General features: G+C 69.0%; 17 protein-coding genes. 8 read left to right on the top strand and 9 right to left on the bottom strand.

From position 1 onward, the window contains the following. Positions 1–127: 127 nt before the first annotated feature. Complete coding sequence (locus tag HKD39_RS11350; protein ID WP_171200004.1) at positions 128–1021, top strand: LysR family transcriptional regulator; 894 nt, start codon at positions 128–130, stop codon at positions 1019–1021. Positions 1022–1034: 13 nt separating this feature from the next. Here HKD39_RS11350 and HKD39_RS11355 read toward each other — a convergent pair whose 3' ends face one another. The 6 genes from HKD39_RS11355 to HKD39_RS11380 form a co-directional block, all read right to left on the bottom strand. After that, the gene (locus HKD39_RS11355; RefSeq protein ID WP_171200005.1) at positions 1035–1610 is read right to left on the bottom strand and encodes a hypothetical protein; all 576 of its coding nucleotides are present in this window, start codon (positions 1608–1610) and stop codon (positions 1035–1037) included. Positions 1611–1614: 4 nt separating this feature from the next. Next, positions 1615–2286 (bottom strand): hypothetical protein, encoded by a 672-nt coding sequence (locus tag HKD39_RS11360; RefSeq protein WP_171200006.1) that lies wholly within the window; start codon positions 2284–2286, stop codon positions 1615–1617. A gap of 9 nt (positions 2287–2295) precedes the next feature. Beyond that, positions 2296–3999, bottom strand: coding sequence for a hypothetical protein (locus HKD39_RS11365; RefSeq protein WP_171200007.1), 1704 nt, complete (start codon positions 3997–3999; stop codon positions 2296–2298). Positions 4000–4257: 258 nt separating this feature from the next. Beyond that, positions 4258–4557: a WXG100 family type VII secretion target gene (locus tag HKD39_RS11370; RefSeq protein ID WP_171200008.1), complete on the bottom strand. Its 300-nt coding sequence runs from the start codon at positions 4555–4557 to the stop codon at positions 4258–4260. 101 nt (positions 4558–4658) lie between these two features. Further along, positions 4659–5021 carry a hypothetical protein gene (locus HKD39_RS11375; protein ID WP_171200009.1) on the bottom strand — a complete coding sequence of 121 codons (363 nt, stop codon included), beginning with the start codon at positions 5019–5021 and terminating at the stop codon, positions 4659–4661. A gap of 290 nt (positions 5022–5311) precedes the next feature. Next, positions 5312–6250 carry a hypothetical protein gene (locus HKD39_RS11380; RefSeq protein ID WP_171200010.1) on the bottom strand — a complete coding sequence of 313 codons (939 nt, stop codon included), beginning with the start codon at positions 6248–6250 and terminating at the stop codon, positions 5312–5314. Positions 6251–6415: 165 nt separating this feature from the next. Here HKD39_RS11380 and HKD39_RS11385 point away from each other — a divergent pair, with 165 nt between their 5' ends. Genes HKD39_RS11385 through HKD39_RS18820 form a run of 3 tightly spaced genes read left to right on the top strand, consistent with a single transcriptional unit; the run spans position 6416 to position 7952 of the window. Beyond that, positions 6416–6712, top strand: a complete 297-nt coding sequence (locus HKD39_RS11385) for a hypothetical protein (RefSeq protein ID WP_171200011.1) — start codon at positions 6416–6418, stop codon at positions 6710–6712. Between the two features lie 17 nt (positions 6713–6729). Then, positions 6730–7611, top strand: a complete 882-nt coding sequence (locus HKD39_RS11390) for a hypothetical protein (RefSeq protein WP_171200012.1) — start codon at positions 6730–6732, stop codon at positions 7609–7611. Further along, the gene (locus tag HKD39_RS18820) at positions 7611–7952 is read left to right on the top strand and encodes a hypothetical protein (protein ID WP_212754457.1); all 342 of its coding nucleotides are present in this window, start codon (positions 7611–7613) and stop codon (positions 7950–7952) included. Before HKD39_RS11390 ends, HKD39_RS18820 begins: the two co-directional genes overlap by 1 nt. 3 nt (positions 7953–7955) lie before the next feature. Here the strand turns inward: HKD39_RS18820 and HKD39_RS11400 are convergent, their stop codons facing one another. Beyond that, positions 7956–9365 carry an EsaB/YukD family protein gene (locus tag HKD39_RS11400; RefSeq protein WP_171200013.1) on the bottom strand — a complete coding sequence of 470 codons (1410 nt, stop codon included), beginning with the start codon at positions 9363–9365 and terminating at the stop codon, positions 7956–7958. 104 nt (positions 9366–9469) lie between these two features. Between HKD39_RS11400 and eccCa the strand changes: the two genes are divergently transcribed. From eccCa to HKD39_RS11415, 3 genes are all read left to right on the top strand, one after another. After that, entirely contained in the window at positions 9470–13852 is a 4383-nt protein-coding gene (gene eccCa / locus HKD39_RS11405) for a type VII secretion protein EccCa (protein WP_171200014.1), read from the top strand. Positions 13853–13930: 78 nt separating this feature from the next. Next, positions 13931–15988, top strand: coding sequence for a M13 family metallopeptidase (locus HKD39_RS11410; RefSeq protein WP_171200015.1), 2058 nt, complete (start codon positions 13931–13933; stop codon positions 15986–15988). A gap of 49 nt (positions 15989–16037) precedes the next feature. After that, entirely contained in the window at positions 16038–16799 is a 762-nt protein-coding gene (locus HKD39_RS11415; protein ID WP_171200016.1) for an SDR family NAD(P)-dependent oxidoreductase, read from the top strand. A gap of 391 nt (positions 16800–17190) precedes the next feature. Here HKD39_RS11415 and HKD39_RS11420 read toward each other — a convergent pair whose 3' ends face one another. Together HKD39_RS11420 and HKD39_RS11425 are read right to left on the bottom strand one after the other, a co-directional pair. Then, positions 17191–18054 carry an endonuclease/exonuclease/phosphatase family protein gene (locus HKD39_RS11420; protein ID WP_171200017.1) on the bottom strand — a complete coding sequence of 288 codons (864 nt, stop codon included), beginning with the start codon at positions 18052–18054 and terminating at the stop codon, positions 17191–17193. 82 nt (positions 18055–18136) lie between these two features. Beyond that, on the bottom strand, positions 18137–19723 hold the full coding sequence (locus HKD39_RS11425; RefSeq protein WP_171200018.1) for an MFS transporter: 1587 nt from the start codon (positions 19721–19723) through the stop codon (positions 18137–18139). Between the two features lie 126 nt (positions 19724–19849). Between HKD39_RS11425 and argS the strand changes: the two genes are divergently transcribed. Beyond that, positions 19850–21634: an arginine--tRNA ligase gene (gene argS / locus HKD39_RS11430; protein ID WP_425488446.1), complete on the top strand. Its 1785-nt coding sequence runs from the start codon at positions 19850–19852 to the stop codon at positions 21632–21634. Positions 21635–21649: the final 15 nt, after the last annotated feature.

Consider the following 21649-nt stretch of genomic DNA (forward strand, 5'->3'; position numbering starts at 1 on the left):
CCGGCTCGAGCACCTACGCGGGTCAGCGCTCGGGTTCCGCAACCTCATCCACTACATCGCCAGATCCCTACTCGAAGCCGGCGGATTCAGACCCCAACTACACCGTCAACTGTGAAGAGCCGCTTTCATGGAGCTTCGCCACCTCATACTGCTGCGCGAATTGGCCGAGCGCGGCAGTGTCGCGGCGACCGCCCAGGCGCTGCACGTGAGCCCGTCGGCGGTGTCGCAGCAGTTGCGCTCGGCCGAGCGCGAGTGGGGTGCGGCGTTGGTGGAGCCGGCCGGGCGTGGGATCCGGTTGACCGAGGCCGGACGACTGTTGGCGGACGGTGCGGTGGACGTGGCCAGCGCGATGGCGGCGGTGCAGCGCCGCTGGGACGAGTTCACCGGCTCGGTGGGCGGCACGGTGTCGATCGCCACCCTGCCGAGCGCAGGGGCGGTGTTGCTGCCGGCGCTGCTGCATCGGCTGCAGGGCACCGGTATCGAGCTGCAGATCCACGATCACGACGTCGCCGAGGCCCGCTACGCCGACCTGGCCCGCGACCACGACATGGTGATCGGCCACCGGATGACCGAGCACCCGCCCGCCGAGTGGTCGGCGCTGGCACGCTTCGACCTGCTACGGGAGCCGATCGACGTGGCCATGCCGATCTCGCATCCACTTGCCGGCGTGCAGGCCGTGCGCGCCAAGGACATTGCCGGCGAGCGCTGGGTGGGCGTCCCGGAGGGATTCCCCTTCGACAACCTCCGGAAAGAGCTGGAAGCCAAGGCCCGCAAGGCTTTTCTGGTGCAACAACGAGTGCGGGACAACAACCTGGTGGCGGCGCTGGTGGTCGCGGAGATCGGCATAGGGCTGCTGCCGCGGTTGTCCACCCCGCCGCTGGACGGCCTGGTTCTGAAGCCGCTGGCCGGAGTGGCCGCCTCCCGCATCATCTCCGCGTTGGCCCGGCCCGACGTCGCGCAGCGCGCGGCGGTGCGGTTCATTCTGAGCCAGCTGACCCGGGATCACCGGTCGATCCGATGAGCTCCGAACCCGGCTAAGCCGGGAGACTTTGAACGGCGTCGTCGAGCGCGGCATCAAGGACAACAGTGCCGTCGTCATCGATGTCGATCCGGTGGAATCGGCCGAGCCGCCACCAGTACGCGAATGGGCTGCAGCCATCGTTCGAGTCCCGCAGCCACAGTCGCGCAACAGAGGCCATCACGGCTGCCGCACCGATCTCTCGGCGGGTGAAGATGGGGCGAGCTATCACGGCGGAGAACCGCGGTAACGCGACGAGGAGATCCGACGCGTGCGGCAAGTTCAGGGTGGCGATTGGCCACAACAGCGCCGCGGTGACGAGCGGATTTCCGTCGATTGCGCCCACCCGCAGACGTACCCCGTGTACCGCGTGGTCACGGACATCCAACCCTTGCAAATTGTTTGTATATGTCGCTTGCTCAGCCGAAGCGAACGGTTGGTGCGCCCGAACGTTTGCCTGCATCACCGTTCCCTCGTCGACAGTGACTAACCGCTCGACCAGGCCCCCACCAAGATCACGAGCTCGTGCGTCATGGTCGACCAACTCCAGCGGAGCGATTTGCACTCGGATTTCCGACAGCTCGTCGCTCACGACATCAGCCAGCTTCCTCAACGGCCGCATGGTCGGACAGTCCGGCTCTTGTCAGTGTCACAGCGCGAAAGGAACGCAGGAACCTCAGCGCCTCGGGGCGGGAATCAGCAATGGCGATGGCGAAGTTTTCCCAGTACTCCCGAGTCGCCTCATCAAATCCCCACTTCTGCATCAACGGCAGCGCCGCATCAACAACCTCGGAGGCGGAGCCCGTTTGATAAATGACTCGCGTTCCGGCCAGCGGCAACCAAGTCGCACGCCGCTTACCAATCTGACCCGCCCACATCTGCTCGTAGAGCTGCCCATCCGGTGATACCTGAGCGGCCAGATATTGGCCCGCTGGGCCGTTGACCCATCGCTCCAGCTTGGCTAGACCGTCCGATGGATCGTGATCGAAGCCGACAGACCAGTCAGCTCCGTCGCTGTACGACGATCCGGGTCGAACGTCGTCCTGGCGGAGACCGATGGTGTTCGGCATTGGCATGAAAGCCGGCCGATATGCCGCATAGAGCAACCGCGCGTCGCGCTGGGGCTCCACCCCGACCGTTGGTAGCCACCAAGCGACCGGCTGTTGCACCAGTTCGGTCTGAACACCGGTGCCGACGCACGCCCACAAGCCGTCGGAGCGTTTCGCCAGCTCAGCCGCGACCGTCGACCATCGTCCAGCGTGGCTCATCCCATCAGCCTACGAGCTGCCTGTGCTTGGCTGAGGGAGTACCGGGGTAGCCCAGAGAGCGGTGGGCCCCCCGGTCGATGTTGTCGTCGAGCCGACGGCGGGCGACGGACTCGCGCCGGCCCCTGGCCGCAGCTCGACAATCCGGGACGGATCCACGTCCATGCGATCGGCGAGGTCGGTGCGCCAAGCGTCCTCGATGCCCGCCTTACCCGTCTTGAGGTCCCAAGCGCCTGCCGGTGACCACGAATTATCCAAAACTTGTTGTTCCATCACAGCGTCCGGCCGCAGGGTGCCCGGCGCGTTACGACGCACCTCGTTACCTGCCGCGTCGTACGAGACTTCGGGACGCAGGCGATATCCGGAAGACGAAGGCACGATGTCGTCGGCCGTGCGTCTCACCGTCTGCTCAAAAGTAGTGTGAGCCCAGGTACCCAGTACCTGGGCGTTGGGATCGCGCCCTTTTCGGACCACGAAGTCGTCGAACCTGGTTCGGGGCCCGTATCCACCGTTTTTGAAATAGTTCGGATCACTGCGTGCATTCGCCGACCTCCAGGCATCGTCAGCGGCAGATTGCAGGCGTGGCTGGGCGTAGGCCATGGCGTCATCAGCGTTGTTGAAGCGCGGCGACGCGTTTGTCGAAACACGACCCGCGCGCACGTTAGCGGCGCGGATCAGCGGATTGCGCAGAGCTGCCCGCTCGAAGGCGCTGTTGGCCCGAGTGATGCCACTGACGGCCTGACGCACGCCCGGCATGTTGCCGACCTTGTTCATCGCGCCGCCGACCTTGCTCCCGGCGGCGGCCACGCGTTCAGCGCCGATGGCGGCCTTGAGACCCTTCCCAAGTACTTTTCCTACGCCCGGCAGGGCCATGGTTGCCGCGTCGATGATCAGGTCGGTCAGCGAGCCCTCGCCGGCGGCGACCAGGGCGGCGTCGATCAGCAGCGCGGCTCCGCCGGTCACCAGGGCGATCGGGCCCATGATGGGGGCCAGCACCGGGATGAACGAGAGCACGCCGGCCACCGCGGAGATGATCTTCAGAACGCCGGAGATCTTCTTCAGAACGTCGGCGTTGTCCTTCACCCAATCGGTGAAACCCTGCCAGGCCTTCTCCAGCCAGTTCGGCGGGTCGTCCGGCCGCAATCCCTTGGCCTCGTTGATCGCTCCCGTCAGGGTGCGCATCGCGGTGGCATGCTCTTCCAGGATCTGCCGCGCTTCGCCCTCAATGTTGTTCAGGGCGTTCTGCGCGCTGGTCAATGCCGACTGCCTGCTGCCCACCTGCGAAACATAGGTGTCTGCCGGCAGCGTCTCCCCCGGCTTCAGCGCGTCCTGGGCCCGTTGGCGGCTGGCCGCGTTGCTGCGGTCGTTGGACCTGGCTGTCGATAACGCGTTGTTGGCATTGTTCACCGTGGTCTGCTGCGCCGCATGACGCTGCGCCACCGCCTGCATCCTGGTCTGCAGCTTTTCCAGCGTGTCGGCGTAAACCTTCAGTGCCCCACCGACTTTGGTCCACGCCTGGTCGATCTTGTCCAGCCTGGGCGGGAGTCCCTCCTTGTAGGTGCTGACGATCTGCCGCAGCTCCTCGCCCTTGCAGGCGTCGGTCTGCAGGACGCCGATGTCCGCGCTGGCGCCGCGCGCGTCGGAACCGAATGTGTTCCAGACAACGCCCGACGCACGAATCGACGCAGCATCGCCCGACAACGTCAGCTGAACCATCACGTCACCCCACACCACTACTCGGCGGGCGCTGCGCCCGCCCCCATCTGGAACTCACCGTGTACTTGCGGCGAGCACGTTACCCCGAACACAGTCAAAATCCCTGCGGTTCAAGGAATATCGAGCCACGGCGTCCCTAGGTGCGGAAACGCGGTGGCTTTGCTGCGGCGAGGTGCAACACCAGGCCGGCGGGGCTGCTGCCCACTCGGCCGGCGCCCTCACCCCGCCGCAGCGATCAGGCACGTCGTCATGGCCGGATCAGTTGAAGGCCAGGACGGCCATCACCTGTGCGCGCATCTCCTTGACCGACTGGGTGTTCTGGCCCAGCGCGCTGGCCACCGACGACAGGATGCTCTGCACCGTGCCGGCGTTGGTGTCCCACTTGTTCTGGATGGCGGCGTAGGCGTCCTTCTCGTTGCCGTCCCACTGGCCCTTCACCGAGTTCACGAAGCCGGTGAGGTCGAGCAGCGCCTTTTCCATCGCTGCGATCTGGCCGGTGATGTCACCGTGCACCGTCTCCGCGGTGCCCTCGTGGTAGGACTGCACTCCCTGCGACATGATTCATTCCTTTCGAATGGAGGCGCCGGCTCGCTCCGATTGACCGGGTACCGTCACGCCTGCCGAAGATTGATGTGGTTGACGAAGCTTCGCGGTGGCCGTCAGGCCTTGGCGCCGAACGGATTGCTCTGGCCTGCCTGGGCAGCCTGCCGGGCCAGCTCGGACGCCTGGTTGGCGTGGTACTGCTGGTACTTGCCGTCGGCGTCCTTGACCTTGGTCTTGATGTCGGTCAGCGCACCGATCAGACCTCCGTTGGACGGGCCACCCGAATTGGGGCCACCGATGGCCAGCTTCCAAGCACTGACCAGTTCCCCCCAGGAGCCGAAGGCGGTGCCCTTCCAGACGCCGTCCAGCTGCCCCACCGCGGTGATGAAGTCGTTGGCCAGCTTCAGCAAGTCCCCCTCCGACGTGCCGAGGTTGGTGTGGTGACTTCCCAGCGCACCCTCGTTCAAGCTGAAGCTCATACTGCCGCCAGCTGCACTCATGGTCTTCCCTCCGTAATCGTGCGGTGATGCAGGCCCATCCCGCATCCGACAGAGCCGACGCTAGAGCGCGTCGGTCGGTTCCCGCAGCTGTTTGAGATGGGCAGTGGTCCCCACAATCCCCTCGCGCGGCACGCATCCGGCCGGCGCCCGCCGGCGTCGGGCATCCGCCCTCTTGACGCGGCCGGAGGCAGCGGGAAGCAGCGCAGCGAGTGCTGGATCGCTTGCGCCACAAGACTTTTGCGGATCGGTCTCCGAATCGGCCAGAGCGCTCAGAAGCGGCGAGCGGTGGCGTTGGGTCCCGGGGCGATGCGCAACTGCGCCGCCAGCTCAGGGGGCATGGGTCCAACTCCCCATCCCAGCCGGCGGCCGGCCGGCTCCGGTACCAGTGCGCTCGAGGTCAGCACCTCGGTGGCGAGCACGAGACCAGCGGTGGCGGCCTGCCTGCCCAGCCGGTCGAGCCGGCGCCGGCGCAGGCCCTCGTCGCGCGGCAGCAGCACCACCGGCACGTCCTGCAGCGACCAGTTCGGTGAGCCGAGCCCACGCCCGACCACCACGGCCGAGGCCGTGTACGGCGTCCGGGTGCGCTCGGCGAGCCACCCGAGCACGGTGTGCAACCGGCGGTCCACCGCACCCTCGCCGCGCACCACCATCACGAAGTGGTCGACGTGTGGCAGCACCCCGGCCAGCACCGGCGCCCCCGGGTCGGCCGGGGTGTCGATCACCACGATGTCGGCGCGCTGCCTGAGCGCCTGGAGTGTGCGGACCACCTGCCCCGGCCCGCACCGGACGCCCGGCGGGTTGCTGAGCACCGGCACCGCCGAACCCGGCGTCCTGGTGGCGGCCAGCGCCCGCCGGTGCACCATCGGCGAGCGGGCGGTCGCGGCCATCAGCCGCAACCAGCCGCCCGCGCGCTCGTCGGAACCCAGCAGCGCAGCCGCGGACCGTCCCTGCTCGCCAGGGTCGCTCGCGGTTGGATCCAGCAGGTGCACGGTGCGCTGGGAGTAGGCGGCCACGGTCGCGGCCAGCAGCGCCGCCACCGAGCTGCGGCCCTCGCCGGGGGTGAGGCCGACCACCGCGATGGTCGCCGGCTGCGTCGGCGCGGCTGCGAAGGCGGCGCGCGCGGCCAGATAGGACTGCAGATCGCGACCCAGCAACGGGTTCAGCGCCGCGGCCGCCTGGCGCAGCAGCCATGATGGGTCGTTCGCCATGGTTCCTACCTCACCACGGACGGCACCCGCCGGTGCGACGCCCCGGCCCGAGCGCCCCGGCCGGGCATGGGGAGTGCTGCCCAGATGTCGGCATCCGGCGGACAAGCCGGGCGCCACTGCCTAGTGTTGGTGGCCGGAAGCACCACCACGGGAAGGAGTACGCAGATGACCGATCCGGTCGCGCAGTATCCATATCAAACGTTGCAGAGCGTCGGCACCAAGCTCACCGGTATCCAGCAGAACATTCAAAAGGGCAAGAGCGCCTACAACGTCAACGGGCTCGGCTCGGACCAGGGCGACATCGTCTCCACCCTCGGCGACTTCGCCGGCGAGTGGGAGCAGTCGGCCCGCAAGATCATCGAGAACATCGGCGACTCCGGCAAGGTGACGACGCAGGTTGCCGGGATGGCCCAGCAGACCGACGACGGCCTGGCCAAAGGCCTCAAGGGCGACAAGACCTGACGGGCGGGCACCCGACTGTGAGCACCATCGGCGAGCTGGGCGAGACCCTCGCGCTCGACCCGAACGCCCCGCGGCCACCGTTCCCGCTCGCTCTGCGACTGCCGTCGGCCTGGTCGATCCTCGACACCAACCCGCAGACCTGGGAGCGCTCGGCCGAGCGGATGATCGACACCACCTTCCACGGCTCCCGGCTGCCGGCCGGCGAACGCCGCCAGGTGATGGGATTTTTCGAGCAGCTGGTCGCCGACTGCCAGCGGGCCGGCGCGTCAGTCAGCCTGATCCTGGTCGGCCGGCTCGCCGACACCGCCGCCGAATCCGGTACCTCGCGTCCGGCGCGCCAGCGCGGCCGGGCCGCCAGCCTCGGCCTGCATCTGGCCTTTCGCAACGACAATCAGCCGGCGACGGTTGGCCGCATTCGCGATCAGCTGCCGCGCACCGGCACCATCACCGACCTGCAATCCGGTGTCGGCCCCGCGCTGCTGCATGCCGAGCGCACCACCATGGTCCCGCCGGGCGCGTCCGAGGTGGTGGCGCTGACCAGCCTGCAGGCGTACATCCCGATCCCGGACACCAGCTGGACGGCAATCTTCGCTTCCGCCAGCGCCTTTCCCGAGTTGACGCCGGCGTTGCAGCAGCTGCTGACGGAGGTGGTTGCCGATTTTCGGCTGGCCGACTCCGATACCGGCCCGGCCTCGGGTGCCGACGCCGCCGCTGACGGATCACCCGCGGCCGGCGCCGACGGCTCACCCGCACCGGACGAGTCCGCCGGGTACGAACGCCGCGACACCCGCAAGGGCCCCGGCATCGAGCGCGGCTTCACCACCTTTGTGCAACGCCGGCTGACCGGCGGCCAGCCCGACGCCGACAACCGCGCCGATCCAGGACAGGGTCAGCGCTGATGACGATGCCGCCCACCGGCCCCGCTGGTTCCGTGGGCCCTGCCGGTTCCCTGGGTCCTGCTGGCCCCGTTGGTTCCGTCGGCCCTGCCGACCCGGACCAGCATGACGGTGAGCAGCACCAGGGTCGCCGCCGGCGCCCCGATGTGCTGCCCAAGGTGATTCTGCAGGCACATGCCACCAGGGCGTCGGTGGCGCAGGCGCTGCTACTGCACAGCCATGAGCGCACGGCGCGGCAGCTGCGAAAACCGTTGCCCGCCTTGCTGACCGGGGTGATCGTCGCGCTGATCATCACGGTCGCGTTCTTCATCGCCATCAGGCTTGGCTCGCTGCCGAAGAACTGACGGTCAGGTCAGCAGTCGATGCAGCGCACCGATGGTGTCGAACACCATCAGCAGCAACGGGATCAGGGCGAGCACCAGGATGAACTCGCCAGCGTCGAGGAACCGCTGCATCCGCACCCGCGGGATCTCGGCGAGCGAGGAGAAGCCGGTGCCCGCCACCACAATGCCGATCAGCGCAAGGATGCCGAGGGTGCTGATCGCCGCCGCCGAGGCCGACTCGGTGCCCAGCCACTGCGGCAGCATGGTGGCCGCCGCCATCGCCCCGAACACCCCGGCACCCAGCAACGGCGCCACCTGCCGCACCCTGGTGAACACCCGGCTGCGGGCGGCCAGCGCCAGCGCCAGCACCCCACCGAAGACCGGCGGCGCCCAGCCGACCGACCCGGACAGCTTGGTGCGCAACAGCATCCAGGCACAGACCGCGCCGAACACGGCGACCGCCCACACCACTCCGGTGGCGATGGCCTGGCCCCGCTCAACGGCCTTGACCACCGTCACTCTCGGCACCCGCTCACCGCGCTCGTCGGCCGTCATCAGGTTCACCAGACCGGCACCGCCCAACGCCAGCTGCCCGGCGAAGCCGGTGAGCACCACGCACACCAGCCCGACGATGGCCGCCATCCGGTAGCCGGGTGCGCCGGCGGCGACAGCGATCAGGCCGATGGCGGCGAGCACCGCCGCGGTGATGCCGCCGACCGTCATTCCGGTGCGTCCCCGTGCCAGCCCGGCGCCGGCCAGCCCGAGCGTCGCCGCCAACACCACGAACATCAACTGGGTGGCGCTCAAACCCACTGGGCCGCCCGGGATCTGCCCGACCGCGGCACCGCCGCCGGCAACGGCGGCGAACAGGTCGACAGCGGTGCGCTCGCCCGCGCCGAGCACCACCACAGCGCCGGCGGGCGCCGCCATGGCTGCGGCGAACGACCCGCCACGGCCGGGTACCAGGGCGCCGACGGCCAACGCCGCCATCCCGGCCAGCGCCGCGCCGATCCAGGACGCGGGAGCCGGGGCCAGCGCCGAGATCACCACGGTGCCAAGGAACAACAGCCCGAGCACCGCGGCGACGGCCGAGGCGCGATCGGCGCCGCTGAACAGTGGAACGTCGGCGGCGACCAATTCGGCGGTGGTCTCTTCGACGTCGTCGACGAACGGCTGGGCGGCCGCCTCCGAGGCCGGCGTCAGGAACAGCACGGTGCCGTCCAGCACCCCGATGCCGTCAAGGGTGCTGTCGATGGGTACCCGACCCAGCTCGGGCGTGGACAGCGCCCAGCCCCTTGGCGCTGCGGTCGGCGGTACCGACAGCAGCCGCAGCACCATCGGCAGTTGTTCGCCGATGGCGGTACCGGCCGGCAGCGAAACGTCCACCTGCCGGTCGTCCGCGACAACCGTCACCCGCGTGAACCGCGTGGCCATGAAGCTCCTCCGGGCCGAAGTGGCAACTGCCACCCTGGCACGGGCAGCGGCCGTAGTCTAAGTGGCCGACCGGCAAGCATCGGTCGAATCGAAGTGGAGCAACCGTGACCCAGCGCGTGATTCACCGCCCGGCGCGCAGCCGACCCCCGGAGCCGCCGTTGCGCCCGGTGTCGATCATCCAACCGCCGACGCTGCCGGATTCCACCGGCAGCGCCCAGGGCGTGATGCAGGTGCTGATGCCGGTGATGGGTGGCGCCGGGATGTTGGTGATGATCGTCGCCAACAAGAACCCGGTGATGCTGATCACCGGCGGGATCATGATGGCGGTGATGGTGCTCGGCGGCATCGGCATGTTCGTTGCGCAGCGCACCGGGCAGGCCAAGCAGGTGGTCACCATGCGCCGCCGCTACCTCGACTACATGGAGAACCTACGGGCCGAGCTGTACCAGGCGGCGCAGCGGCAGCGCGGCACCGCTGAGCATCACCATCCGGTCCCGGAGAAGCTGCCGGACATCGCGCGCGATCCGCTGCGCATCTGGGAGCGCCGGCCGACCGACTCCGACTTCTTGGTGGTGCGCGTCGGTACCGGCGTATCGCCGCTGTGGCAAAAGGTTTCGGCGGGCGGCGGCACCGATCCGATGTCCGAGCCCGACATCATGGCCGCCGCGGCGCTGCACCGGGTGACCGAACGTGACCGCATGGTGTCAGGGATGCCGGTGGGGTTGCCGGTGTCCGGGCGGGTCACCGTGCTCGGTCCTGGCGGCGAGGTGCGCCGGATGATGACCACCGCCCTGGCCGAGTTGGTGACCATGCACGGACCCGAGGAGGTGCGGCTGTTCCTGTTGACTCCGCGGGGCAGCGCCCGCTGGCTGGACTGGCTGAAATGGATGCCGCACAGTCTTTCTCCCGACGAGATCGACGGCACCGCCCCGGCCCGCCAGGTGCATGCCGACCCCGCAGCGTTGGCGGAGGAGATCTCCGCGGAGCTGTCAAGGCGGGTCGGCGAGCTGACCAGGATCGGCTCCGTCCGCGGCCGTGACGCCTCGTCGTTCGGGCCGGCGCTGGTGATCGTGGTGGACGGCGCCGGCGGCAAAGCTCCCGACGTGCTCGGCGCCATCCCCTCGGAGATCGGACCGGCCAGCATCAATGTGCACTGCATCTCGCTGGTAGACCAACCGCACAACGAGCCGGAGAAGGCCGACGTTCGGGCGGTGTGCGTCGACGGCCAGGTGCAGGTGCAGCGGCCGCGCCGGCCCCAGGAGCAACTGGGTGAGCAGGAACTGGCCAGGCTGCAGGCCAGGGAACGCGCGATGGGCGCCGAGTCCGGTGTGGTTGAAGCGATTTCGCCGGCAACGCTGCGGGCGCTCAGCCGCGAGCTGACCGCCGTCCGGTTGGTCGAGGAGTCGGGATCGTCCGCGCCGCTGGCCTCGACGCTGACCCTGTCCGACCTGACCGGGGTGCCCGACCCCGGCCATTTCGATCCACGGCAGACCTGGGTGAAGCGGCCGATGCCGGACTTCCTCAAGGTGCCGTTCGGTCTTGGTCCGTCCGGCGAGCGGGTGTACCTGGACATCAAGGAGAACGCGCTGGGCGGGATGGGGCCGCACGGATTGTGTGTGGGCGCCACCGGTTCCGGCAAGTCCGAGGTGCTCCGCACCATCGTGCTGTGCATGGCGATCAACCATCCGCCCGAGCGGCTGGCACTGGTGCTGGTCGACTACAAGGGTGGGGCGACCTTCGCCGGACTTGAAGAGACGCCGCACTGCGCCGCCATGATCTCGAACCTGTCGGACGACGACGGGCTGGTGGATCGGTTGCACGACGCGCTGTTCGGGGAGATGAAGCGCCGGCAGCAGTTGCTCGCCCAGGCCGGGAACCTGCCCAACGTCACCGAGTACAACCGACGGCGCGACGCGGTGCTGGCCGACCCGTCGGCCGGCGCCCCGATGGAGCCACTGCCGAACCTGTTCGTGGTGATCGACGAGTTCGGTGAGCTGCTGACCGCCAAGCCCGACTTCATCGAGCTGTTCCTGGCCATCGGCCGGATCGGCCGATCGATCGGTGTGCATCTGATGCTGGCCAGCCAGCGCTTGGAGGAGGGCCGGCTGCGCGGGCTGGAGTCGTACCTGTCGTATCGGTTGGGGCTACGCACCTTCAACGCGCAGGAGTCCCGCACCGTGCTGGGGGTGGCCGACGCCTACGAGCTGCCGCCGATCCCGGGGTCGGGCTACCTCGCCGTCGACACCACGGTGTTCCAGCGCTTCAAGGCCGGCTACGTCTCGGGGGTGTACCGGCCGCCGGTGACCGGCGAGACGCTGGTGGACTCGGACCCGGTGGTGGCGCCGTTCGGCCTGTTCAACGACACCGCCGACTACCTGAAGTCCATCACACCCGTTGACAGCGAACAGGAATCGGCCAAGGACGACTCCGACGACGAGGCCATGCTGCCGACCGTGCTCGACGTCGCGGTGCGGCAGATGGCCGAGGTCGGCGACCGGACCAGGGCGATCTGGCTGCCGCCGCTGCCCAAGCGGCTGGACATCGACACCGTCGCCGGCGGGGTGGGCACCGACCCGGTCAAGGGGCTGCGCGCCGGTCTCGGCGGCGGCCTGCAGGTGCCGATCGGCTTGGTGGACAAGCCTTCCGAGCAGAAGCAGGAACCGTATCTGCTTGATCTGTCGGCTTCCGGCGGGCACCTGACGATCATCGGGGCACCGCAGACCGGCAAGTCGGTGCTGCTGCGCACGTTGATCATTTCCGCCGCGCTGACCCACCTGCCGGGCGAGGTGGCGTTCTACTGCGTCGATCTCGGCGGCGGCGCGCTGCGCGCGTTGGAGGGCTTGCCCCATGTCGCCGGGGTGGCGCCGCGGCTGGACAGCGACAGGGTGCGCCGTACCGTCGCCGAGGTCACGGCGGCGCTGGGCGAGCGGGAAGAAATGTTCGCACGGCTCGGCATCGACTCGGTCGAGCAGATGCGGGAGCGGTACCGGACCGGGCGACTGCCCGAACTGCCGGCCGCGGATCTGTTCCTGGTGGTGGACAACTGGTCCGTGCTGCGCAACGACTTCGACGATCTGGCCGAGGAGGTGCAGGAGCTCGCGGCCCGCGGCGCCGGTTACGGCATTCACGTGGTGATCGCCACCACCCGCTGGACCGATCTGCGGATGCAGCTGCAGGCCACCATCGGTACCAAGGTCGAACTGCGCATCAACGATCCGCTCGAGTCGGTGATCGGCCGCAAGATGTCGGAGAACCTGCGGGCCGACACCCCCGGCCGGGTACTGGTGGAGCCCGGCCTGCAGGTACATGTCTGCCTGCCGACGTTGGCCGCCGACCGGGCCCTTGACCCCGACCTCGCCGGCGAGCCGGACTCCGCGGGCAGCGACCCGTTGGCCGGAATCTCGGTGGGCGGCAACGGTTCTGGCACCTCTGATGCGTCCGGCCCTGGCGGCGCGGGACCGGACGACGCCGCGCCCGGAGACCGGGACGAACGGTCGGCGCTGGCCGACGAGCTGGATGCGATCGCCCGCCGCGGCGGGCCCGGCGGTGAGCCGGATCCCGAAACCGGGGCCGACGCTACCGGTGCTGACGGTGCGGCTGACGGCGCCGCTGCCGCCGGGTTGCAGCCGCCCTCACCGGGCAGCGGAGTGCCGGACGGCGCCGGCGCCACCGAGGTGCTGATCGGCAAGATTGCCGCCGCCTGGACCGGCGAGCCGGTGCCGGCGATCCGGATGCTGCCGGGCTGGGTGGATTTCGCCGACCTGCAACAGCGGGCCGGCCGGCGCGGCAGCAACAGTGGGGTGCTGATCGGTATCGACGAGGCCGAGTTGCGCCCCGTCGAGCTGGATCTGTTCGGCGCCGAACCGCACTTGATGGTGTTCGGCGACAGCGAATCCGGCAAGACCACCCTGCTGCGCTCGATCGTGGCCGATCTGACCAGCCGGTACACCGACCAGGAGCTGGTCTTCGCCGTTCTCGACGTGCGCCGCACGCTGCTGGACGTGGTGCCCGAGAACTATCTCGGCGGCTATGCCGGCACCGCCCAGGTGGCGGCCGGGACCGCGACGGTGGTGGCGCAGGAACTGACCAACAGGTTGCCGCCGGACGACGTGACCGCCGCGCAGCTGCGATCCCGCTCGTGGTGGAAGGGCCCGGAAATCGTTGTGCTGGTTGACGACTACGACCTGGTCGCCACCGGCGGGTCGGGGCCGCTCGCCCCGTTCATGGATTTCCTGCCGCAGGCAAGGGATCTCGGCTTCCACATCATTTTGTGCCGGCGCTCCGGCGGTGCGTCCCGCGCGCTGTACGAACCCGTCCCGCAGCGGCTGAAGGAGGTCGGCGCCACCGGACTGCTGCTGTCCGGCGATCGCCAGGAGGGCGCGCTGTTCCCCGGCACCTACATGTCGCCGCAGCCACCCGGACGCGGCACCCTGATTCGCCGGGGCCGGCGGCCGCAGCTGGTGCAGCTGGCCTACCTGCCGGAGTAGCCACCCTTCGCCCGCGGGGCCAAGGCGGGCGGACGGCGGCCAACGCCGCGCGCCGGGCGGCGCGCATAGGGTGGCTGCATGAGTGCTGACACCACCCGCGCTGACGAGTCCCCCGCTGGTTCCGCCGAGTCCGCCTCTGGGTCCGCTGGGTCCGCTGACGCAACCACCACCCGGCCGCAGGACGACCTGTACCTCGCGGTGAACGGGCAGTGGTACGCGACCGCCGAGATTCCCGGCGACCTGCCGGCCACCGGCTCGATGTACGACGTGCACCTGCGTTCGGAGGAACAGCTTCGCGAGCTGTTCCAGCAAGCGCCGGCGGCGGACGCCGATCCGGTGCGCGCGCAGGTGCAGACGATGTACGCCTCGTTCCTCGACGCCGACCGGGTCGAGCAACTCGACCTGGCGCCGGTGCAGGCCGAATTCGCTGCCATCGACGCGATCTCGTCACCGGCCGACTTCGCTCGGGTGCTCGGCGAGCTGGAACGCACCGGGGTGGCCGGGGTGGTGTCGGCGTTCGTCGAGACCGACGACAAAGATTCGACCCGCTACCTGGTGAACATCGCCCAGGGCGGGCTCGGACTGCCGGACGAGGGCTACTACCACCTCGAGCAGTTCGCGCCGATCCGCGAGGCCTACCGCGGCCACCTCGAGCGGATGTTCGAGCTGGCCGGAGTGGACGACCCCGCCGAGGCCGCCGGCCGCGTCTACTCCCTCGAGGCGACGCTGGCCGAAGGGCACTGGAACCAGGTGGAGAGCCGCGACGCCACCAAGACGTACAACCTGCGCACCGCGGCCGAGATCGCCGCCGCCGTACCGGTTTTCGACTGGACCGGCTGGATCACCGCGATGCGCGACGGCGGCTCGGCCGACCCGCTGGACCAGGTGGTGGTGCGGCAACCGTCTTACCTGGAAACGATGAACCGCGCCCTTGCCGACCTCCCGCTGGACGACTGGAAGCTGTGGCTGCGCTGGAACGTGCTGCGCGCCAGGGCCCGTTACCTGCCGCAGCGCTTCGTCGACGAGAACTTCGACTTCTACTCGCGGACCCTGGCCGGTACCACCGCCCAGCGCGAACGCTGGAAGCGCGGCGTCTCGCTGGTGAACGGGACGCTGCCGGAAGCTGCCGGAAAACTCTTTGTGGACAAGCACTTCCCACCGGCGGCGAAACAGCGGATGGACGAGTTGGTGGCCAATCTGATCGCCGCCTACCGGGCCAGCATCACCGAGCTGGACTGGATGAGCGAGCAGACCAAGCAGCGGGCCCTCGACAAGCTCGGCAAGTTCAGGGCCAAGATCGGCCACCCCGACAGCTGGCGCGACTACTCGGCCATCGAGGTGAGGCCGGACGATCTGCTGGGCAACGTGCGCCGCGCCGCCGCCTTCGAGACCGACCGGCAGCTGGCCAAGATCGGCGCACCGGTGGACCGGGACGAGTGGCTGATGCCGCCGCAGATCGTGAACGCCTACTACAACCCCGGTACCAACGAGATCTGCTTTCCCGCAGCGATTCTGCAGCCGCCCATGTTCGACCTGGCCGCCAGCGACGCCGCCAACTACGGCGGTATCGGCGCGGTGATCGGGCACGAGATCGGCCACGGCTTCGACGACCAGGGCGCCAAGTACGACGGCGACGGCAACATGCAGGACTGGTGGACCGACGCCGACCGCGCCGCGTTCGCCGAGCGCACCGACCAGATGATCGAGCAGTTCTCGCAGCTGGAACCGCTCGAGGTGCCGGGCAAGAAGGTGAACGGAGCGCTGACCGTCGGCGAGAACATCGGCGATCTCGGCGGTCTGACCATCGCACTCAAGGCCTACGAGATGGCGAACCCACCCGGCACCGACAGTGCCCACAGCGCCGACAGTGGCAGCGGCACCGGCGGCGGTTCGGATGCCGCGGACGACGCACAGCGTGACGAACGCCGGCGCGAGCTGTTCTCCTCGTACGCGTTGGTGTGGCGGACCAAGCGCCGCAAGGAGTTGGCCGTGCAGTACCTGCAAATCGACCCGCACTCGCCACCGGATCTGCGCGCCAACATCGCCCGCAACCTCGACGAGTTCCACAGCAGCTACCACACCGCCGACGGCGACGGCATGTGGCTGGAACCCGCCAAGCGGGTGCACATCTGGTAGCCGGGCCGGCACCGGCAGCGGCCCGGTGAGCGCCGGTTAACCTTGCCGGATGGAGCTGACCGACTCGTCCGCACTCGTCACCGGCGCCGCTTCCGGGCTGGGCGCCGCCACCGCCGCTACCCTGGCCGACCGCGGGGTCGCCGTCTTCGGCATCGACCTGGCCGCCGGCTGGGACAAGGTCGGCGCGCCGCCGGCCGGCGTGACCAGGGTGGACGCCGACGTCACCAGCGAGGACCAGGTGCGGGCCGCTGTTGCGCAGGCCGCTGCTACCGCGCCGCTGCGGCTGACGGTGAACTGCGCCGGGCTCGGCTGGGCCAGCCGCATTCTGTCGAAGAAGGGCGTGCACGACTACGAGCTGTTCAAGACCGTGATCTCGGTGAATCTGGTCGGCACCTTCAACGTGATGCGGCTGGCCGCCGAGCAACTCGCGAAGGGCGAACCGCTGGACGACGCCGGCCAGCGCGGGCTGATCGTGAACACCGCGTCCGTTGCCGCCTTCGACGGGCAGATCGGGCAGATCGCGTACTCGGCGTCCAAGGGTGGCGTCGCCGGGATGTGCCTGCCCGCGGCGCGCGATCTGGCGCAGTACGGGATCAGGGTGATGACCATCGCGCCCGGCATCATCGACACCCCGATGATGGCCGGCATCACCGAGGAGTTCCGGCAGTCGCTCGCCGCGAGCGTGCCGTTCCCGGCGCGGCTGGGCAGGCCGGACGAGTACGCCCAGCTGGTGCTGATGCTCGCCGAGCACGACTACCTCAACGGCGAGGTGATCCGGATGGACGGCTCGCTGCGGATGGCGCCGCGGTAACCCAGCCCAGCGCTGGTGCCGGCGCTGGGGGGCAAGCAGGGAAAGTATCGGGCCCGCGGTCTCATACACCGCAGGCCCAAGCCCTTGGTACCGCAGCGCGGTGATCGCGCCGACCTCGACACGCCGCGCCGAAGATGAACGCTCGGCAAAACTTTCTTGGTTCGGGGTCTTGTGCGCCGTCCCGGCGCGGGTGTAGAAATAACGAGTCCGAAGGGCTTCGGCCCATCGGATCTCCAGAAGGCTTCGGCCGGACGGAGTCGAAGCCCCACCAACTCATACTTGGTGGGGCTTCATCTATTTCAGCGCTTTCTCTCCGTTGGTCTCTCGCTGTTGGTCGCTCGCCCGCGGTCCCCTCCCTTGGCCCCCGACCTTGGTCGCTGGGCCTTGCCGGCTACTTGCCGGACGGGTGCGGCAGCACCAGGTCGACCACTACCGGCAGGTGATCGGACGCCAGGGTGCTCGGCACGGTAGCTGCCCTCGGCGTGGCGCCGCCGCGGGTGAAGACGTAGTCGATGCGGCCCTTCGGGTCGTCGGCGTCGAAGGTGTAGCCGGGGCCGATGCCGACCGCCTGCCAGGCGTCGGTGTACTCGGTGCTGAGCTTGGCGTGCTCGGCCGAGTCCGGTTCGGCGTTCATATCGCCGAGCAGTACCGTCGGCCGGGGATCGGCGGAGGTGATGCCGAGAATCGCGTCGATCTGGGCCAGTCGCTCGTCAGAGTTGTTGTGCTGCAAGTGAGTTCCCAGCACCCGGACGGAAACGCCGCGCACCTTGATGTCCGCCTGCAGCAGGCCGCGCTGTTCGCCGGCGGGGAACTTCGGCAGCGCCGTGTTGGACCAGTCGCGGATCGGGTACTTGGACAGGATCGCGGTGCCGTACTGGGCGTCGGGCAGACCCGGCGCCGCCGGGTCGGCCTGCAGATTCTTGCCGTACACCATGTCCATGCCAAGCCGGCGTCCCAGCCACTCGGCCTGATCGACGTAGCCGGAACGCTCGCCCCAGAACCGGTCGACCTCTTGCAGGGCGATCACCTCGGCCCCGGAATCCTCCAGCACCCGAGCGACCCGCTCCAGGTCGAGCAATCCGTCGGCGCCCTGCGCGTGGTGGATGTTGTAGGTCGCCACCTTCAGGGTGCGCTCGGACGGCGCGGCCCCGGCGCCGGGAGGGCTCAACAATCCGATCACCAGCAGGGCTCCGATCAGGGCGGCGAGCAAGCCGGCGACGCGTCCGCTCCTGGCGGTGGACTGTGCGAATGTCATGTGGGGAGCCAACTTTCCGTCGGTGTCGGCGAGCGAGGCAGCAGATGAACACTGCCCCACTGCAGGGTGAAAAGCCGTGGCATCACGGCGATCTGGCGGGGTCGGTGGACTCGGCGCGGTCGGCCGCGGCGTCCGGGCTCTGCCGGGACGTCAGGCCGCTGTACGGCAGGAAGATCACCGACAGCACCAGCACCCCTGCCGTCACCCACAGGGCATGCCGAGGCGACATCACCACCGTCAGCAGCGACCCGGCGGCAATGAACAACGGGAACGTCACCCGCAGCGCCACCGCCCAGGCGGCGGCGACTCTTGCCAGCAGGTGATCGGGCGTCTGCTGCGCCCGATAGGTGGCCATCGCCGGGTTGGTGAGCGCGAAGAAGAACATCGCGATGCCCTCGCACATGGCGATCCAGGCGAAGCCGGCCCAGCCGTGCGGCGACAGCGGCAACAGCACCAGGGTGACGATCCTGGCGATCCCGAACCAGACCAGCACCTCGATGATCCCGAACCGTTCCAGCGCGCGTTTGGCCAGCATCGAACCGGCGAGCGGGCCGAGGCAGGCCACCCCGGCCTCCAGCCCGTACTGCCACGGCGCCAGGCCCACGTCCCGCAGCATCATCAGGGTCAGCAGCGGTGCCAGCATGGTGATGGCGCCGCCGAACAGCATGGTGTTGAGCAGCAGCGAGCGCAGCTGCGGGTGCCGCCAGATGTGCTGGAATCCGGCGACACTTTCGGTCCACAGCGACGGCCTTTCCGCGGCCGGCTTCGGCGGCGGCGGTTCCGGGCGGCGGATCCGCGGGATGAACAGCAGCGACGCCAGATAGCTCACCGCGTCGACCGCGACGGTGGCCAGCGGGCCGATCAGCGAGATGGCGGCGCCGCCCAGCGGCGGACCGATCCCACGGGAGATCCAGGTCGCCGACTCCAATCGCCCGGAAGCGTCCGCCATCCGCTGCCTGCCCACCAACGCGACGGTGTGCGCGCCGGCCGCTGACTGGAAGGCGACCGTCGCCACCGCGGCGATCGAGGCCACCACGATCAGCTGGGTGAGCGTGACGTCGGTCAGCAGGCCGATAATCGGAATGGAAGCCCAGGCGGCGAACTGCACGAGGTCGGCACCGATCAGCACCGGCCGCTTGCGCCGGTACTCCACCCAGCGACCCAGTGGCAGCCCGAAAACGCCGGCCACCAACGCGCTGATCGCCATCATCATCGCGACCTGCCAGTCGGCGGCGTTCACCAGCAAGATCGCCACCAGCATCACCGCGCCGTTGGCGAACGCGCTGCCGAACATCGAGATGCTGTTGGCCCACCACAGTTTGTGGAAGTCGCTGTCGCCGCGCACCGAACTGGCGTCGGGCGAGGTGCCGGGCTTGTCGGCAGCCTGGTCAGCGGCGTTTTCCCCGGCGGCGACCGACTCGGCGTCGGCTACGGCCGTCGGGTCGCCGCCGGTGACGGAAGCGGCCACCGACCCCGCCTCCCGCTCGATCCGCTGCTGGTCCGTCGAGTCTTGCTTGGACGCTGAAGAATTCGAACCGGAGGGTTTGGAGACTGAGGAATGGGAACCGGAGGGTTTGAGGTCTGAGGGATTGGAGTCGGAGAAAGTGGAGTCGGAGGACGAACCCCGACCCGACCCGGCGTCGTCCGCCTGGCCCCGATGCGCTGCCATGTCCGAACCATAGGCACGGCAGGTGCCCGACCCTCGAGTTTTGGCAACTTGTGGTCAGATCTGCGGCAGGGCCAAGGAGTACTGCCGGCGAACATCAGCGGTCGCTGGAATCAATATCATGGGCTGGTGACTGGTCCTTCCCCCGCAGCTGTTTCTGGTTCCTCCCGGACGGTGTCCCCGTTCGCGCCGGCCGATGTGCTGGCGCCGCGCATCGGCGCCGCGATCGAGGCGGCGTTCGGCGCCGAGTACGCCGGGGTGGACCCGCTGCTGCGACCGAGCCAGTTCGCCGACCTGCAGGCCAATGTCGCGCTGTCGCTGGCCAAGAAGGTCGGGGCGAAACCGCGGGACGTTGCCGAGAAGATCGTTGCGGCGCTGGACGTCTCCGACCTGGCGTCGTCCGTTGAGATCTCCGGGCCCGGCTTCATCAACCTGACGCTCTCCCCCGGCTGGCTGTCCGGCGCCGCCACCTCGATGGCCGGCGACGAGCGGCTCGGGGTGCCGCGGCAGGAGCGGCAGATCGTGCCGATCGACTACTCGGCACCCAACGTGGCCAAGGAGATGCACGCCGGCCACCTGCGCACCACCGTCGTCGGCGACTCGCTGGCACGCACCCTTGAACACCTGGGCCACCAGGTGATCCGGCAGAACCACATCGGCGACTGGGGCACGCCGTTCGGCATGCTGATCGAGCATCTGCTCGACGTCGGCGAGACCTCGGACGAGGCGACGCTGCTGGAGGTCGACCCGAACAGCTTCTATCAGCACGCACGGGAAAAGTTCGACAGTGACCCGGCTTTCGCCGATCGGGCGCGCGGCCGGGTGGTCAAGCTGCAGGCCGGTGACGCCCCTACCCTGGCGGTGTGGAACCGGCTGGTCGGGCTCTCCAAGGTGTATTTCAATCGCATCTACAGCGCACTGGATGTCACCCTGACCGACGGCGATCTGGCCGGCGAGTCGATGTACAACGACCAGCTGCAGGCCGTCTGCGACGAGCTGGAGGACCGCGGGATCGCGGTGATCAGCGACGGCGCACTGTGCGTCTTCCTGCCGGGATACACCGGCCGCGAGGGCAAGCCGGTGCCGTTGATCGTTCGGAAGTCGGACGGCGGTTACGGCTACGGCACAACGGATCTGGCCACCGTCAAGTATCGGGTGCAGCAGTTGCACGCCAACCGGATCCTCTACGTGATCGGCTCGCCGCAGTCGCTGCACCTGAACATGGTGTGGGACACCGCCCGTGCGGCCGGCTGGTTACCGGACGACGTCGAGGTGGTGCACGTGCAGATCGGCAACGTGCTCGGCTCCGACCGGAAGATGCTGCGCACCCGCTCCGGCAACCCACTGCGGCTGATGGGCTTGGTGGACGAGGCAAACACGGTGGCGCGCAAGGTGATCGACGAGGCCCGGCCCGACCTGGACGAGGCTATTCGCGCGGAGATCGCCCCGCAGATCGGCGTCGGAGCCATCAAGTACGCCGACCTGTCGGTGGCGCACGACACCGAGTACGTGCTCGACCTGGAACGGATGGTGTCGCTCACCGGCAACACCGGCCCGTACCTGCAGTACGCGGCCGCCCGCATCCACTCGATCTTCCGCAATGCCGGCATGGCGCCCGACGCGGCGACCGCCCCGATCGTCGTCGCCGAGGCAGCCGAGCGGGACCTGGTGCTGGCGCTGCTGCAGTTCGGCAGCACGGTGGCGCTGGTCGGTGACGCGCTGGAGCCGCACCGGCTGGCCGGCTACCTGTTCGAGCTGGCACAGGCCTTTTCGTCGTTCTACGAGAAGTGCCCGGTGTTGAAGGCCGACGACGCGGCGGTGCGCGACTCGCGGCTGGCGCTGAGCGCGCTGACGCTGCGGGTGCTCACCCAGGGCTTGGAACTGCTCGGCATTCGCTCGCCGGAGCGCATGTAGCGCGATTCGCGGCGG

The sequence above is a fragment of the Nakamurella aerolata genome (assembly GCF_013002705.1).
Lineage (GTDB): Bacteria > Actinomycetota > Actinomycetes > Mycobacteriales > Nakamurellaceae > Nakamurella > Nakamurella aerolata.